The organism is Phenylobacterium sp. (genome assembly GCF_035475775.1).
Classification (GTDB): domain Bacteria; phylum Pseudomonadota; class Alphaproteobacteria; order Caulobacterales; family Caulobacteraceae; genus Phenylobacterium.
This window is the reverse complement of record NZ_DATIMC010000089.1, coordinates 24,891-39,919: the sequence shown is the minus strand read 5'-3', so window position 1 is coordinate 39,919 and position 15,029 is coordinate 24,891. Positions and strand designations below refer to the sequence as shown.

Genomic DNA, 15,029 nt, shown 5'->3' with positions numbered 1-15,029 from the left:
CCGCGTCGAACGCATGTGGTGCAGGCTGAAGGACTTCCGCCGCGTCGCCACCCGATACGACAAGCTCGGCCGCAATTACCTCGCCGGCGCGCTCATCGCCGCCACATGCGCCTACTGGCTCAATTGAGTCCGGACCCTAGGACGCGAAGCCTCGGCGCGTTCGCGCCGGCTTGGCTCCAGCTTGGCTCTAGGCGCGCATCTCGAAATAGGCTGTGCCGCTGCCGGCCGAATGGCCGAGCATGGTGATGCGATAGGTCGACCCGCTCTCGAGCGTGAGCTCGCCGTCGCCGTCGCGGAACGCCTGTTCGGCGATCTCGGGCGAAGCGTTGAACGAGCCGCGCAGGCGCGTAGGTCCGGGCTTCAGCGTGGTCGGTTCGCCGAGGATCTCATAGTCCACCGATCCGCGGAATCCGCGGCACTTCAGCTCGCCCGTGCCCGGGTGAGCGGGGAGTTGCTTTCGGATGCGAGCCATCCGTCATCCTTCTTGTGGGAAACCCTAAGAACGGCTGAGGCTCAGGTTCGATCCCGGCAAGCGCTTGTTTATCTGTCGGATCAGGCCTGGCCAGGCGCGGTCGGGCCGCCCCGGAGCCGGAGGATGCAGGTGGGGCCTTCCCAGACCTCGACCGCATGATGGCTCGTGAGCCGCGCGGCGGCGAGATCCCGGATGTGCGGCCGTTGGTCCGCCGAGAGCCGCTCGGCGAGCACGGGCTCGCCGGCTTCGTTCAGCCCGTAGAGCAGAAGTTCCACGCCCCGTCCCCCAACCTGATTCCGCATTACGCGCACGGAAAGCCGTGGTCTGCCCGTTTTCCGACATAGCGTCTCGGGGCGGCTGGCGGTCAAAAGACAGCCCGCGAAGCAATCCCGCTCTTGGAGCGTTGTTCCGGCGGCATGGCCTGGAGCAACCACTTCCTCGACAGCCTCGGCGGAGCGGACATCGCGCGCCTGCAAGGGGACCTCAGGGAGATCGAACTGCGCCGCAGCCAGGTGCTCGACGAAACGGGCCGGCCCGTCGGCTTCGTCTACCTTCCGATCGACTGCATCCTCTCTGTCCTGACGGTCATGCGCGACGGCGCCCAGGTGGAGAGCCGCACCATAGGCCATGAGAGCGGCTATGGCCTGCTGCAGGCCCTGGGCTCGCCGATGAGCTACGAGCGGACCCTCGTGCAGGTGGGCGGACGCTGCTGGCGGCTTCCGCTCGAAGCCCTGGGCCAGGCCGCGGCCGAGAGCCCGACCCTGCGCGAGGTCATCGTCCGTCATGCTCAGGCGAGCCTGTTGCAGGCGGCGCAGTCCACCGCCTGCAACACGCTGCACCGCGCCGAACAGAGGCTCTGCCGATGGCTGCTGCTCAGCGAGGACCGCCTGCGCTCGGACGTGCTGCCGCTCACCCAGGAGCACCTGGCGATCATGCTGGGCGTGCAGCGCACGACGGTCACCGCGACCGCCTCGAGCCTTCAGGCGCGCGGCCTGATCGCCTACAGCCGCGGGCGGATCCGCATCCTGGACCGTCCGGCGCTCGAGCGCTGCGCCTGCGAGTGCTATCGGGCTATCGAGCACGGCGCGGCGGCCATGCTGGGCGAGGGCTGATGCGCCCGAGCGCGCGGCCCCGGGGCGCGCCCTGACGTCGCGTGAGCCTTGAACCTTGCGCCTGACCGGGGCCTCATCGCGCAAACGCGCGGAGGCATGGATGGCGACGGCGAGCGGAGGATCGACGCGGCTCTCGCTCGGCAGGGTCGTGATCTTCGCGCTGGCGGGGTTGCCGGTCGGGGCCATGGCCGCGGGCCTGCTGATCTACGTGCCGCCCTATCTCGCCACCCAGCTCGGCGTCTCGCTGGGCGTGGTCTCCACGGTCTGGCTGGTGGTCCGGCTGATCGACATCGGCGTCGATCCGGCGGTCGGCATGCTGATGGACCGCACCCACAGCCGGATCGGCCGCTACCGGCCGTGGATGCTGGCGGGCGCGCCGGCCTTCATGCTGGGTGTGGCCATGCTGTTCTTCGCGCCGGCCGGCATCACCTGGATCTACCTGGTGGGCTGGCTGCTGATGCTCTACCTCGGGATGTCGATCCTGGGGCTCGCCCACACCGCCTGGGCCGCGACGCTGGCCACCGACTACAAGGACCGCTCGCGGATCTTCGGGATCATGACGGCGATCGGCATCCTGGCGCTGCTCGTCGTGCTCTCGATCCCGGTGATCGTCGGCAAGACCAGCAAGGGCGATGCGGGCGCGATCCATGCCATGGGCTGGTTCCTGGTCGGCATCGCGCCGGTCGCGATCGGCATCGCCACCTGGCTCACGCCCGAACGCCTGAACGCCGACCAGAAGCGGCGGGGCGGCGGCATGCACCTGGGCGACATCGCCATGGTCTTCAGGAAGCTCGACCTCCTGCGGCTCTACCTGGCGCAGATGGCCTTCACCCTCGGGCCGGGGTGGATGACCTCGATCTACATCTTCTTCACCCGCGACTACATGCACTTCACGACCGCGCAGGCCTCGATCCTGCTGCTCTTCTACGTGACCGCGGGGCTGTTGGGCGCGCCCTTCTGGGCGCACGTCTCGGGCCGGATCGGCAAGCATCGGACGGTGATGGTGATCGCCGTCGCCTATTCTCTCGGGCTGATGACCGTGCTGTTGCCGCCCAAGGGCGTGCTCGTCTGGTCGATCCCGGTGAACCTCTGGTGCGGATTCGCCGGTTCGGGTTTCGAGCTCACCGTGCGCTCGATGCTGGCCGACGTCGCCGACGAGGTGCGGCTCGAGCAGGGCCGCGACCGGCTCAGCCTGATCTATTCGTTGGGAACCGCGACGGCGAAGATTTCCTCCGCCGTGGCGATCGCGATCAGCTACGCCATCCTCAGGCAAGTGGGCTACATCCCGACGCTCGGCCACGGCAATTCGGCCTCGGCGGTGCGGGGCCTGGGCTTCACCTTCTGCATCGGGCCGATCGCCTGCGTCATGCTTGGCGCGGTGTGCATGGTCGGCTGGCGGCTGACCGCGCAGCGCCACCGCGACATCCAGACGGCGCTCGAGGCGCGCGACGCCGAGCGTGCGCTGGGCATCGGCGACGGGGAGCCGGTGGGCGAGGCCGCTGCGGTGGCGGCCGGCCACGCCGCCTGATCTCGCCGGGGCTAGGCGCAGGCGGGGGGAATCGGCATAGCTCGCCGCATGTCGAACATGCCCTTCTACACGGTCGATGGCGACCGCTTCGTCCCGACCGACGCCGCGCGCGGCCCCTGGGATCCCAAGTCCCTGCACGGGCGGGTGATCGTGGGCCTCCTGGGCGCCGAGATCGAACGCCTGCACGGCGGCGCGGAGTTCGTCCCGGCCCGCCTCACGGTCGACATGTACCGGCTGCCCGACCTTTCCCCCGCGGAGGTGACCACGCGGGTGGTGCGCGAAGGCTATCGCATCAAGGTCATCGACGCCGAGTTCTTCTCCGCCGGCGTCTCCGCCGGGCGCGCCACCTGCCAGCTGCTGCGCCGCACCGAGCAGCCCGAGGGCCAGGTCTGGAGGCCGACCGTCTGGGAGGTCCCCCGCCCCGAGGAGATCGCCCCGCCGGAACCCAACGGCCGTCCGATGGGCGGCATGTGGGCCACCCGGCGGATCGTCGGCGACTTCGGCTCGGTCGGCCAGAAGCGGACCTGGATCAGCGAGGTCCGCGAGCTGGTCGAGGGCCGGCCGCTGACGCCGTTCGTCCGCGTGGCGGGCGCCGCCGACTTCGCGAGCCCGTTCGCCAACGCCGGCGACCAGGGGCTGAAGTACATCAACTCCGACGTCACCCTCTACCTGCACCGCGAGCCGGTCGGCGACTGGATCGGCTTCGAGGTGGTGAACCATGGCGCGACCGCCGGCGTCGCCATCGGCGAGTGCTTCCTCTACGACGTCGAGGGCCCGATCGGCTCGGCGGCCTGCTGCGCGCTCGCCCAGCGGCGCCGCATGTGAGCCGCTCAGCTCCGGTTCAGCGACGGCGCGTGCTATGCAGCCTCGATCACAGGAGCCGCCCATGAAGACCCTCACCGCCGGCGCGATGGCCATCTCCGCTGCGCTCGCCCTAGCCGGCGCGGCCGAGGCCCACGCGCACCTTGTCGCCGCGAGCCCCGCCGCGGGAGCCAAGGGGCCTGCGCCGGCGCAGATCAAGCTCACCTTCAGCGAAGGCCTGGTCGGGAAATTCTCGAAGCTCGCGCTCGCCGACGCGGCCGGCCGCAAGGCGCCGCTCGGTCCCGCGGCGGTCAGCGGCAAGCAGATGTCCGCCCCCGTCGCCGGCAAGCTCGCGCCCGGCGCCTACAAGGTGACCTGGACCGCGGTCTCCACCGACACTCACCGGGTCTCGGGCTCCTACGGCTTCACCGTCACGCCGTAGGATGTCGTGGGGCCTGATCGGGGCGCGGTGGCTGCACGAGGCGGCCCTCCTCGTCCTGTTCGGCGCCGCCGCCTTCCCGCTCTACGCCGGGCCGGGGCTGCTGGCCGAGACGCCGGGCTTCGCCGCCTGGCGCCGGGCGCGGCTGACGCTCCTGGCGCTCGTCGCCCTCATCGGCGGCGCAGCCTGGCTCGCCTTCACGACTGCGGGCATGAGCGGTGAGCCAGCCGATGCGGCGAGCCCCTCGGCCTGGCTTTCCACCATCACCGACACCGACTTCGGCAAGCTCTGGGCCGTGCGGCTCGGGCTGATCGTGGTCGTCGCGGCGGCGGCCTGGCTGCGTTCGGTCCCGCTGCAGGCGGCGCTGGCGGGCCTCGCGCTCGCGAGCCTCGCCTGGACCGGCCACGGCGACCTGCCGGAGGGCGCGCTCGGCCAGGCCCACCGGCTGGGCGACGTCCTCCACCTGCTGGCCGCCGGCCTGTGGCTGGGCGCGCTCTGGGCGCTGGCCTGGATGGCCGCTCACCTGCCGGACGCGGCCGAGACCGAGCAGGCGCTGCGGCGCTTCTCCGGGGCCGGACAGCTCGCCGTGGCGGTCCTGATCCTCACCGGCCTGCTGAACGCCTACGCCATCCTGGGCGACCTGACCAAGCTCCTCACCACCGCCTACGGGCGGCTGCTCGACGTCAAGCTCGCCGCCTTCGCCGGCATGCTGGCGCTCGCCGCAGTGAACCGCTTCGTGCTCGTGCCGCGGATCGCCGCGGGGGGCGACCTCGGGCGTCTGCGCCTGCAGATCGCCGCCGAGCAGGCGCTGGGCCTCGTGGTCGTCGCCATCGTGGCGGCGATCGGGACGATCGATCCGGGGGCATAGCCGTCAGCCGCGGATGCGGGTGTTGGGCATTGCGGCGAGCGCCTGGCGCACCTCCGACAGCGGATCGTCGACGACCTTGCTCGGCAGGTTGAACTCCATCACCGGCCGGGTCTTGGCGTCGTAGGCCGGCCAGTGCGGCAGGCCCGGATGGTTGGGGTCGCCCTTCCGCGCGAACGCCACCCAGGCGCCGGCGATCTGGTCGGCCATCCGCTTCGGCTCCGGACCCGGCCCGACGAAGGCCCGCACCTTGTCGAACGAATAGAGCATGAACGGGATCTCGATGGTGTGCGGCGCGCGGAACACGCCGCCGCCGGCCGGGGTCTCCCAGGTGGTCATGTAGACGTAGGCGGGCGCGCCGCCTTGCGCGGCCTTGCGGTCGGCCAGCGTCTCCGATCCGCCCATGCCCAGCCCGGTGCTCATCACCTGCACCCACAGGTAGGTCGGCGAATAGTCCGGGTAGGCGCGGCGCAGCGCCGCCAGCAGCTTCTGGCCGGGCTCGCCCAGCGGCTTCATGCGCGCCTGCAGGTCGGCCTCGGTCATCCGTCCGAACCACGGCTCGCCGGCCGTGAAGATGGTCATCTCGTCCTTCGCCCAGCCGACCAGCACCGGCACGTCGGCGGAGACCGCCGGCGCATCGGGCGTGAACGGATCGCGGGGGATCACCGTCCCGTCGACGATCGGGCCGGAGCCTGGGCCGCCGAGCCCGCCGCGCGAGAGCTTGCCGGCGGCCTCCAGGACGATCGGGGCGGGCACGCTCTCCAGCGCCGCCCGGTCGCCCGGCTTGATGCCCAGCGCGTCCAGCAGCTGCCTGGCCTGCGCCGCGGCGGGCGCCGCCTTGCCCAGCGTGAGCCCCGGGCCGCTCTGGATCGCGGCCTTGTGGAACAGCCCCTTGGCCGACGGCATGGCCATCAGCGTCGAGACCTTCACCCCGCCGCCCGACTGGCCGGAGATCATCACATTGCCCGGGTCGCCGCCGAACGCCTCGATGTTGTCGCGGATCCAGCGCAGCGCGGCCACCAGGTCCTGCATCCCGACCGTGCCTGAGGCGGTGTAATCCGGCCCGAACGCCTCGGCGAGGTTCAGGTAGCCGAACACGTTCAGCCGGTGGTTGAGGCTCACCGCCACGACGTCGAAGTGCCGGGCCAGGCCGTCGCACTGGTAGATCGGCTGCGCGCCCGAGCCGTAGGCGAACCCGCCGCCGTGGATCCAGACCATCACCGGCCGCCGCTTGCGGTCGGGCGCGGGCGTCCAGACGTTCAGGTAGAGGCAGTCCTCGTTCATCACCTTCATCTCGGAAGGCGTGGTGAACACCCGGTGCATCTGGAAGCTGAAGTCGTTGGACGCGACGACGCTCGTGCCGCCGGCCATCTGCATGGCGGGCGCGCCGTAGTCCGACGCATCGTAGGTGTCGGTCCAGGGCGCCGGCGGCTGGGGCGGCATGAACCTGAGCTTGCCGATCGGAGGCGCGGCGTAGCGCAGCCCCTTGAAGGCATGGACGCCGTTGTCGACGAGCCCCTGCACGGGGCCGTGCTTGGTCTTCACCACCGGGGTCGGGAGCGGCACGCCAGGGCCGGTCTCGGCCGTCCCGGGCGGCGCGCCCGGCGAGCGCCGGGGAGCCTTCGCGGCCGCAGGCTTGGCCAGCGCCTTGGCGGGCTTGCCCGCCGCCTTGGCCGCCGTCGCGCCGAGCGCCGCGGCGCCTGCCGCCAGGCCGAGCATCGCGCGCCGATCGAATTTCTCCATCGAATCCTCCCCAGGGCGCCTCGTACCGGACGCTCAAAATGCCTGTCCGCCAGAAGACGGCGCGGGCTCGGCCGTTGTCAATTGACGCGGAGGGAAGACAAGCCGCTGACGCCTGTGTCATCTATCGCAGAAAGAGGCTCCGGGAGGGATTGTCATGCGTGCGTGGAAGTTGATCGGCGGCGCCTTGGCCGCGGCCCTGCTGGCCTCTGCGCCGGCCCTGGCGAATCCGAAGAACGCGCTGGACGCCTACGTGGCCAAGTCCGATCCGGCGTTCGGCTGGAAGGTGGTCGAGCAGCTCTCCGGGCCGGGCTACCGCGCCACGGTGCTCGACCTCACCTCGCAGAGCTGGCTGACGCCGAAGCAGGTCGACCACACCGTCTGGCATCACTGGCTGACGGTGATCGTGCCCGACAAGGTGGAGCACCGCACCGGCTTCCTGTTCATCACCGGCGGCGACATCGGCGATCCGGTCCCGGCCAAGGCGCCCGAGCGGTGGGCGCAGATGGCGGTGGAGACCCACTCGGTGGTCTCCGAACTGCGGGACGTGCCGAACCAGCCCCTGCGGTTCGCGGAGGATCCGAAGCCGCGCGTCGAGGACGAGATCATCGCCTACCAGCAGGCGAAGTTCGCCAGGGACCACAATCCGCTCGACCTGGTGCGCCTGCCGATGGTCAAGAGCGGCACGGCCGCCATGACCGCCATCCAGCAGTACCTGGCGAGCCCGGAGGGCGGGAAGCTGCCGCTCGACCGTTTCGTGGTCTCCGGCGGCTCCAAGCGCGCCTGGACCACCTGGCTGGTGGGCGCGCTCGATCCCCGGGTCTCGGCGATCATCCCGATCGTCATCAATGTGCTGGATGTCGACGCCACCACCCGCCACCACTGGGAGGCGATGGGCTACTTCTCGCCGGCTCTGAAGGACTATGTCGAGAACGGCCTGATCCCGAACATGATCGGCAAGCCCGGCATCGAGGCGGACAATGTGATCGAGGACCCGCTGAACTACCGCGACCGGCCCTCGATGAAGATGCCGAAGTACATCATCAACGCCGTCGGCGACCAGTACTTCCCGCCCGACAACACCAGGTACTCATACTACCTGCTCCCGCAGGTGAAGCGGCTTCGGATGATCCCGAACTCGAAGCACTCCACCGCCGGCACCGACATCGACGAGAGCATCACCGCCTTCTACGGTGCGATCCTCGATCACCAGCCGATCCCGAACTATTCCTGGACCGTCGGGAAGGACGGGGCGATCACCTTCCACTCCTCGGTCAAGCCGCTGGAAGTGAACCTCTGGCAGGGCACGGACCCGAAGGCGCGGGACTTCCGCGTCGACACCATCGGCAAGGCCTTCACCTCGACCCGGCTGACCGCGCGGCCCGATGGGACCTATCGGGGGAACGTGCCCAAGCCCAAGTCGGGCTTCACCGCCTACTTCCTCGAGGCGCTCTACCCGAGCGGGACCAAGTATCCCTTCAAGTTCACCACCGAGGTCTACGTGAAGCCCGACGTGCTGCCCTACCGCTGGAAGGACGCCCGGCCGATCATCGCCCCGGACGCCAAGTGGAAGCCCGCCGCCGAGGCGCTGAAGGCGAAGGGCTGAGGCCGGCCTTCTCGGCCGAACGGAGTCGCTCAGCATGAAATCGGCCGCCGGGGACGCGCTCTCGAAGGTCCCGCAGGTCACCCTGGCGTTCTGGATCATCAAGGTCCTCGCCACCACCCTGGGCGAGACCGGGGGCGATGCGCTCTCCATGCAGCTCGGCCTCGGCTATCTGGTCAGCACGCTGATCTTTCTGGCCTTCTTCGTCGTGACGGTGATCGCGCAGGTCTCGGCCAAGCGCTTCCACCCGCTGTTCTACTGGGCCTGCGTGGTCGCCACGACCACCGTCGGGACCACCACCTCCGACTACTTCGACCGCAGCCTGGGCCTGGGCTACGTCAAGTCGTCGGCCATCCTGCTGGCCGGCGTCATCGTCGTGCTCGCGGCCTGGCGGCGGACCACCGGCTCCATCGCCGTCGACCGTATCACCAGCCGCACCAACGAGGTCTTCTACTGGCTGACGATCCTGGTCTCGAACACGCTCGGCACCGCGCTGGGCGATTTCACCGCCGACGACGCCGGGCTGGGCTTCGAAGGCGGGGCGGTGCTGTTCTCGGCCTTGATCGCGGCGGTCGCCGGGGTCCACTTCCTGTGGAAGCGCGCGCCGCAGGCGATCCTGTTCTGGGCGGCCTATGTGCTGACCCGCCCGCTCGGCGCGACGCTGGGCGATACGCTCACCAAGCCCTTCGCGCAGGGCGGCCTGAACCTCGACCGGATCGCCGCCTCCGCCGTGATCCTGATCGCCATGGTGGTCGGCGTCTGGCTGTCCGAGCGGCGCCAGGCGCGCGCCTCGGCGGAAGCGGCCTAGTCACTCCCGCAGCCCGGGCGGAGCCTCTATGAAGGCCCGATGCTTCCGCCCGTCGCCCGCCCCGAGGTGCTTGCGCTGCGCGCCTCCAGGATCCGTGAAGTCGCCAACGCCGCCTGGGGCCGCGAGGGGGTGCTCACCTTCTGGTTCGGGGAGAGCGACCGGGCGACGCCGGCGTTCATCCGCGAGCGCGCCGCCCAGGCCCTGAGCGAAGGCCGCACCTTCTACACCCACAACCTGGGCACGGCGGAGCTGCGCGCGGCGCTCTCGGCCTACCTGAGCGGCCTGCACGGCCGGCCGATCGGCGAGCGGCGGATCGCGGTGACCAACTCCGGGGTCAGTGCGCTGATGATCGCCGCCCAGGCGGTGGTCTCGCCGGGCGACCGCGTGGTCGCGGTGACGCCGGTCTGGCCCAACGTGGTGGAGATCCCGCGCATTCTGTCGGCGCAGGTGGAGGGCGTCGCCTTGGAAGCCGCGCAGGACAGCTGGCGGCTCGACGTGGGCCGGCTGCTCGCGGCGCTGACGCCGGGGACCAGGGCGCTGTTCCTCAACTCGCCGAACAATCCGACCGGCTGGACGCTGCCGGCCGACGACCGTGCAGCGATCCTGGAGCACTGCCGCAAGCACGGAATCTGGCTGGTCGCCGACGACGTCTACGAGCGCATCGCCTTCGGGCCGGGACGCAGCGCGCCCTCGTTCCTGGCGCTCGCCGAAGACGGCGATCGGGTGATCGGCGCCAACTCCTTCTCCAAGGCCTGGCGGATGACCGGCTGGCGGCTGGGCTGGCTGGTGCTGCCGCCCGCCCTCCTGGAGTCCGTGGGCGTGCTCCTCGAATACAACACCTCCTGCGCGCCGGACTTCGTGCAGGCCGCCGCGGCGGCGGCGCTCGCCCAGGGCGAGGCGCATGTGAGCGAGCTGCGCGCGGAGCTCGCCGCCGCCCGGGATCAGGTGCTCGCCGGCCTGCGCGCGATGCCGGGCGCCGAGGCGCCGGAGCCGGACGGGGGCATGTACGCCTTCTTCCGCGTCGCCGGCTGCTCCGACAGCGTCGCCTTGGCCAGGCGCCTGATCGACGAGGCGAGCCTGGGGCTGGCGCCCGGCGCGGCGTTCGGCCCGGAGGGCGAGGGCTGGCTGCGCTGGTGCTTCGCCAACCGCCCCGAGAAGAACGCGCTGGGCCTGCAGCGGCTGGGGCGGTTCCTCACCACCTCAACCGCCCGTCCCCGCGCAGGCGGGGACCCGAACTGAACCGACCGGGACCGGCTGCGTCAGCTCAGCTCGAGGGTCGCATGGATCCCCGCCTCCGCGGGGATGAGCGGAGTCAATTGGGTTTGTCGGCGCTCGCGGCCGCGTCGGCGGGCTTGTCCGCGGCGGGCGGCGCATCGGCCGCCGGCGGATCGGCGGGCTTCGGCGCCGCGGCCTCGGCGGCCGGCGCAGCCTCGGGCGCAGCCGTCTCCGCCTCCACGTTGACCTTGAACGCCGGGCCCATCAGCAGGGCGCGCTTCTGCAGCGCTTCTGCGGTGTCGACGCAGCGGCGCGGCGGCTCCCAGCTCATCCACTCCTGGGCGAGGCGCGCCTTGGTCACGCCGGCCGTGACCGTCCACATGGCGTGGCCCTTCGCGACCGCGGCGGCGCCCAGGGTGTTGATCGGCTTGAGGCTCGCCTTCTCGGCGGCGGTCATGGCGGCCTGCAGCTTGCCGAGGTCCTTGTGGCCCTGCCGCTGGGCCTCGGCATAGACCTTGAGGTCGTCGGAGAGCTTGGAGCCCGGCCGGCGGAACTCCGATTCGATGCGGGTCACTTCGGGCATCACCTGGTCGTGCAGGTCGAGATAGCCGCGCAGCGCCCCGTAGCACCAGGCGACGAACTGGTAGTCGTCCTTCGGGGCGCCGGCGGGCCGCGGCGCCTCGGCGGCGGGCGCGGGATCGGTCGCCTGGGCGACGGCTGCGGCCGCATCGGGCTGGTCGGCGAGCAGCAGGGCGAGGGCGAACGCGAGCGCGGGCATCGACAATCCTCAGAACAATGCGCATCAGGCGTCGCCCGCCGATCCGAACCCGCCGCCCCCCGGGGTCTCGATCTCGATGACGTCGCCGGCCGCGACCTGCACGGAGAAGCAGCCGTCGAGTGGTGTAACCGCGCCGTCGGCATGGATCAAACGCTGAGCGCCGCCCTGCGCCACGCCGCCGCCGGCGAGCCCTTGCGGCCGATGCTCGCGGCGGGTCGACAGCAGCGCCGCCTCCATGGGCGCGAGGAAGCGGATGCGCCGCACCGCCCCGTCGCCGCCCGGGTGGGCGCCTGCGCCCCCGGAGCCGCGCCGCACGCCGAACGCCTCGACCCGCACCGGGAAGCGCCGCTCCAGGATCTCCGGATCGGTCAGCCGGGAGTTCGTCATGTGGGTGTGCACCGCGCTCGCGCCCGGCCCCTGCGCGGTCGCGCCGGCCCCGCCGCAGATGGTCTCGTAGTACTGCCGCTCGGCGTCGCCGAAGGTGAAGTTGTTCATCGTGCCCTGGCTGTCGGCCATCACGCCCAGGGCGGCGTAGAGCGCGTCGACCACGTGCTGGCTGGTCTCGACATTGCCGGCGACGACGGCGGCGGGCGGGCGGGGATCCAGCATGGAGCCTTCGCGGGTCACGATCTTCAGCGGCTTCAGGCAGCCCGAGTTCAGCGGGATGTCATCGTCCACCAGGGTTCGGAACACATAGAGCGCCGCGGCGTCGACGATCGCCGAGGGGGCGTTGAAGTTCGAGCCGAGCTGGTCGGCGCTGCCGGTGAAATCCAGCACCGCCTCGCCGCTCGCCCGGTCCACCGAGGTGCGCACGACGATCTCGCCGCCGCCGTCCATCGGCACATGCGCCGCACCGTCCGACAGCTTGCCGATCGCGCGGCGCACCGCGCTGGCGGCGTTCTCCTGGACGAAGCTCATGTAGCGGGCGACGGTGTCCGCGCCGTGCGTGCGGATCATCTCGGCCACCGCCGCCGCGCCGGCCTGGCAGGCGGCGATCTGCGCCTTCAGGTCGGCGAGGTTCTGCTCGGGATTGCGCGCCGGCCAGCGGCCGGCGGTCAGCGCCGCCCGCGTCTGCGGCTCCAGGAAGCGGCCCTCGCGCATGATCGGCAGCGCGTCGAGCAACACGCCTTCCTCGCCGATCGTCCTGGAGAACGGCGGCATGGAGCCCGGCTGCACGCCGCCGACGTCGGCGTGGTGCCCGCGCGCGGCCACGTAGAACGCAGGCGCCGCATCGGCTTGGTCCATGAACACCGGCATGACGACGGTGATGTCGGGCAGGTGGGTGCCGCCGGCGTAGGGATTGTTGAGCGCAAAGGCCTCGCCGGGCGCGAGCTCCGGATGGCGGTGGCGCACCGCGCGGACGGAGGCGCCCATGGAGCCCAGGTGCACCGGCATGTGCGGGGCGTTGGCCACCAGGCCGCCGTCGGCGTCGAACAGCGCGCAGGAGAAGTCGAGCCGCTCCTTGATGTTCACCGAATGGGCCGTGCGCTCCAGCGCCGCCCCCATGGCCTCGGCCACGCCCATGAAGCGGCGGTTGAACAGCTCCAGCGTGACCGGATCGGGTTTGTCGAGGCCGAGGGCGGCCCGCGCCGCGGCCGCGACCCGCGTCAGCCGGATCAGGCCTTCGCCGTCCGCCGCGGCGCGCCAGCCGGGCAACAGCGCGATCTGGGTGTCGGCCCGCACGATCAGCGCGGGACCGTCGGCCCCGGTCAGCGCCTCGGCCTCGATCACCGGCGCGTCACGCCATCGGCCGTGAGCGAACATCCTGACCCCCTTCTCCCCGTGCGGGAGAAGGTGGCGGCCGGAGGCCGCCGGATGAGGGGTTTCTCCGCCAGTCCGACGCGACCCCTCACCCGACCCGCTCCGCGGGCCACCCTCTCCCGCAGGGGCAGAGGGAACGGAGACCGCCTCCGCCTCGACCGCGGCGATCAGCACCCGGCGCTGTGGCTCTACGAAGCCGAACAGGCGGCGGTGGGCGTCTTCGAAGGCGGCCTGGGCCGCCGCGGCGCCCGAGAGCGGGACCGGCAGTTCGGCGTCGGCGCCGTCGTAGCGCAGCCGCAGCGTCCGGCGGACCTCATGCGGTTCGGCGCCCTGTTCGGCCAGGGCGGCGCAGGCGGTCGCCGCGACGTCGGCGAGCAAGGCCTCGGCGCGGGCGAGACCGGCCGCGTCCAGCGGCGCCTCGAGCCCGGCCTGGCGCAGCGCCGTCACCTCCGCCTGGCCGATGCCCCAGGCGGAGAGCACGCTGGCGTAGCGGGGGCACAGCACCTCGGAGACGCCCAGCGCCTCGGCCGTCTGGCAGGCGACCTGGCCGGCCGCCCCGCCGAACGCCACCAGCGCGTGCCGGCGCGGATCGAAGCCGCGCTCCGTGGAGATGCGGCGCACCGCCTGGGCCATCTGCTCCACGGCGACGGCGAGGAATCCCTCGGCGGCGGCTTCCGGACTTTCGGCGCCCATCGCCCTGGCGAGCTCGGCCAGGCGGGCGCGCGCGGCTTCGGCATCGAGCGGCGCGTCGCCGTCGGGGCCGAACACCGGCGGAAAGGCGAGCGGCTCGAGCCGGCCCAGCACCAGGTTCGCATCCGTGACCGTCGCCGGGCCGCCGCGGCCATAGCAGGCGGGACCGGGATCGGCCCCGGCGCTGGCCGGGCCGGCGCGGGCGCGGTCGCCGTCGAAGCTGAGGATCGAGCCGCCGCCGGCCGCGACGGTCTCCACGTCGAGCATCGGGCTGCGCAGCTTGACGCCGGCGACGCGGGCCTGGTCGCGCCGCTCCAGCCTGCCCGCGTAGCGACAGACGTCGGTCGAGGTGCCGCCCATGTCGAAGCCGAGCGCGGCCGGCGCGCCGGCCGAGCGCGCCGTCCGCGCCACGCCCACCGCGCCGCCGGCGGGGCCGGAGACCACCGCGTCCTTGCCGCGGAACGCCTCGGCGCGGACCAGGCCGCCGGCCGAGGTCATGAAATAGAGCGGGGCCCCGGCGACCGCGCTCGCCACCTGGCGCACATAGGCCTGCAGGACCGGCGTCAGATAGGCGTCGGCCACCGTGGTCTCTGCGCGCGGGACGAAGCGCGGCAGGGGCGAGACCTCCGAGCTCAGGGAGACGGACCGGAATCCGGCGGCGCGGGCCAGCGCGGCCGCGGCCTCCTCGTGCTCGGGGTTGAGGTCGGCGTGCAGGAAGGCGATGGCGACGGCGGCGTAGCCCTCGCGAGATGCGTCGGCCAGCTTGGCGGCGAGATCGCCGCCGTCCAGGGGAATAAGCACGCGCCCTTCCGCGTCCAACCGTTCGCGGGCCTCGATGACGCCCGCGTAGAGCGGAGGCGGCCGATGGATGTTCAGCGCGAACAGCTCCGGGCGCGCCTGGTCGCCGATGATCAGCGCATCGCCGAAGCCTTGCGTGGTCACGAACAGCGTCCTCGCCCCGGCGCGCTCCAAAAGGGCGTTGGTGGCGACCGTCGTGCCCATCTTGATCGCCTCGACCTCGCCCGCCGGGAACGGCGCGCCGGGCGCGACGCCCAGGATCCGGCGCATGCCCTCGACCGCCGCGTCGGCGTAGGCCGCCGAGGCGGAGAGCAGCTTGAGCGAGGTTTCGATCCCGTCCGGGGCGCGCCCGATCACGTCTGTGAAGGTGCCGCCCCGATCGATCCAGAAACTCCAGCGCCTGTCCAAATCTTAAGGTC

The 15,029-nt window shown here is 71.8% G+C and carries 13 protein-coding genes and 1 pseudogene; 9 read left to right on the top strand and 5 right to left on the bottom strand.

What is annotated here, in order from left to right:
• Positions 1-127, top strand: a pseudogene (locus tag VLI41_RS11150) (IS5/IS1182 family transposase); the annotation flags it as partial.
• Between the two features lie 60 nt (positions 128-187).
• On the opposite strand, the gene VLI41_RS11145 reads toward VLI41_RS11150, so the two are convergent.
• Positions 188-472 (bottom strand): hypothetical protein, encoded by a 285-nt coding sequence (locus VLI41_RS11145; RefSeq protein ID WP_325268147.1) that lies wholly within the window; start codon positions 470-472, stop codon positions 188-190.
• A gap of 80 nt (positions 473-552) precedes the next feature.
• Positions 553-747, bottom strand: coding sequence for a hypothetical protein (locus VLI41_RS11140; protein ID WP_325268146.1), 195 nt, complete (start codon positions 745-747; stop codon positions 553-555).
• A gap of 141 nt (positions 748-888) precedes the next feature.
• On the opposite strand from VLI41_RS11140, the gene VLI41_RS11135 reads away from it, so the two are divergent.
• The 5 genes from VLI41_RS11135 (at position 889) to copD (ending at position 5,220) form a co-directional block, all read left to right on the top strand.
• A complete protein-coding gene (locus tag VLI41_RS11135) occupies positions 889-1,584 on the top strand; it encodes a Crp/Fnr family transcriptional regulator (RefSeq protein ID WP_325268145.1) in 696 nt (231 codons plus the stop codon).
• A 100-nt stretch (positions 1,585-1,684) separates the two neighbouring features.
• A complete protein-coding gene (locus VLI41_RS11130) occupies positions 1,685-3,112 on the top strand; it encodes an MFS transporter (RefSeq protein ID WP_325268144.1) in 1,428 nt (475 codons plus the stop codon).
• Positions 3,113-3,160: 48 nt separating this feature from the next.
• Positions 3,161-3,937: an acyl-CoA thioesterase domain-containing protein gene (locus VLI41_RS11125; RefSeq protein ID WP_325268143.1), complete on the top strand. Its 777-nt coding sequence runs from the start codon at positions 3,161-3,163 to the stop codon at positions 3,935-3,937.
• Between the two features lie 61 nt (positions 3,938-3,998).
• Positions 3,999-4,355 carry a copper homeostasis periplasmic binding protein CopC gene (gene copC / locus VLI41_RS11120; protein WP_325268142.1) on the top strand — a complete coding sequence of 119 codons (357 nt, stop codon included), beginning with the start codon at positions 3,999-4,001 and terminating at the stop codon, positions 4,353-4,355.
• A 1-nt stretch (position 4,356) separates the two neighbouring features.
• Positions 4,357-5,220, top strand: a complete 864-nt coding sequence (gene copD / locus VLI41_RS11115; protein WP_325268141.1) for a copper homeostasis membrane protein CopD — start codon at positions 4,357-4,359, stop codon at positions 5,218-5,220.
• A 3-nt stretch (positions 5,221-5,223) separates the two neighbouring features.
• Here copD and VLI41_RS11110 read toward each other — a convergent pair whose 3' ends face one another.
• Positions 5,224-6,960 carry a carboxylesterase/lipase family protein gene (locus tag VLI41_RS11110; protein ID WP_325268140.1) on the bottom strand — a complete coding sequence of 579 codons (1,737 nt, stop codon included), beginning with the start codon at positions 6,958-6,960 and terminating at the stop codon, positions 5,224-5,226.
• Positions 6,961-7,114: 154 nt separating this feature from the next.
• Between VLI41_RS11110 and VLI41_RS11105 the strand changes: the two genes are divergently transcribed.
• From VLI41_RS11105 to VLI41_RS11095, 3 genes are read left to right on the top strand one after another with little or no spacing between them, the layout of a single operon-like run.
• On the top strand, positions 7,115-8,563 hold the full coding sequence (locus VLI41_RS11105) for a PhoPQ-activated protein PqaA family protein (protein WP_325268139.1): 1,449 nt from the start codon (positions 7,115-7,117) through the stop codon (positions 8,561-8,563).
• Between the two features lie 34 nt (positions 8,564-8,597).
• Complete coding sequence (locus tag VLI41_RS11100) at positions 8,598-9,368, top strand: hypothetical protein (protein WP_325268138.1); 771 nt, start codon at positions 8,598-8,600, stop codon at positions 9,366-9,368.
• 39 nt (positions 9,369-9,407) lie between these two features.
• The gene (locus VLI41_RS11095) at positions 9,408-10,607 is read left to right on the top strand and encodes a pyridoxal phosphate-dependent aminotransferase (protein WP_325268137.1); all 1,200 of its coding nucleotides are present in this window, start codon (positions 9,408-9,410) and stop codon (positions 10,605-10,607) included.
• 73 nt (positions 10,608-10,680) lie between these two features.
• Here the strand turns inward: VLI41_RS11095 and VLI41_RS11090 are convergent, their stop codons facing one another.
• Together VLI41_RS11090 and VLI41_RS11085 are read right to left on the bottom strand one after the other, a co-directional pair.
• Complete coding sequence (locus tag VLI41_RS11090) at positions 10,681-11,361, bottom strand: hypothetical protein (protein WP_325268136.1); 681 nt, start codon at positions 11,359-11,361, stop codon at positions 10,681-10,683.
• Positions 11,362-11,385: 24 nt separating this feature from the next.
• Positions 11,386-15,018: a hydantoinase B/oxoprolinase family protein gene (locus tag VLI41_RS11085; RefSeq protein WP_325268135.1), complete on the bottom strand. Its 3,633-nt coding sequence runs from the start codon at positions 15,016-15,018 to the stop codon at positions 11,386-11,388.
• Between the last annotated feature and the right edge of the window lie 11 nt (positions 15,019-15,029).

Coding starts and splice junctions, on each gene's coding strand:
- VLI41_RS11145 (WP_325268147.1), bottom strand. CDS start 472: ATGGCTCGCATCCGAAAGCAACTCCCCGCTCACCCGGGCACGGGCGAG.
- VLI41_RS11135 (WP_325268145.1), top strand. CDS start 889: ATGGCCTGGAGCAACCACTTCCTCGACAGCCTCGGCGGAGCGGACATC.
- VLI41_RS11130 (WP_325268144.1), top strand. CDS start 1,685: ATGGCGACGGCGAGCGGAGGATCGACGCGGCTCTCGCTCGGCAGGGTC.
- VLI41_RS11125 (WP_325268143.1), top strand. CDS start 3,161: ATGTCGAACATGCCCTTCTACACGGTCGATGGCGACCGCTTCGTCCCG.
- copC (WP_325268142.1), top strand. CDS start 3,999: ATGAAGACCCTCACCGCCGGCGCGATGGCCATCTCCGCTGCGCTCGCC.
- copD (WP_325268141.1), top strand. CDS start 4,357: ATGTCGTGGGGCCTGATCGGGGCGCGGTGGCTGCACGAGGCGGCCCTC.
- VLI41_RS11110 (WP_325268140.1), bottom strand. CDS start 6,960: ATGGAGAAATTCGATCGGCGCGCGATGCTCGGCCTGGCGGCAGGCGCC.
- VLI41_RS11105 (WP_325268139.1), top strand. CDS start 7,115: ATGCGTGCGTGGAAGTTGATCGGCGGCGCCTTGGCCGCGGCCCTGCTG.
- VLI41_RS11100 (WP_325268138.1), top strand. CDS start 8,598: ATGAAATCGGCCGCCGGGGACGCGCTCTCGAAGGTCCCGCAGGTCACC.
- VLI41_RS11095 (WP_325268137.1), top strand. CDS start 9,408: ATGCTTCCGCCCGTCGCCCGCCCCGAGGTGCTTGCGCTGCGCGCCTCC.
- VLI41_RS11090 (WP_325268136.1), bottom strand. CDS start 11,361: ATGCCCGCGCTCGCGTTCGCCCTCGCCCTGCTGCTCGCCGACCAGCCC.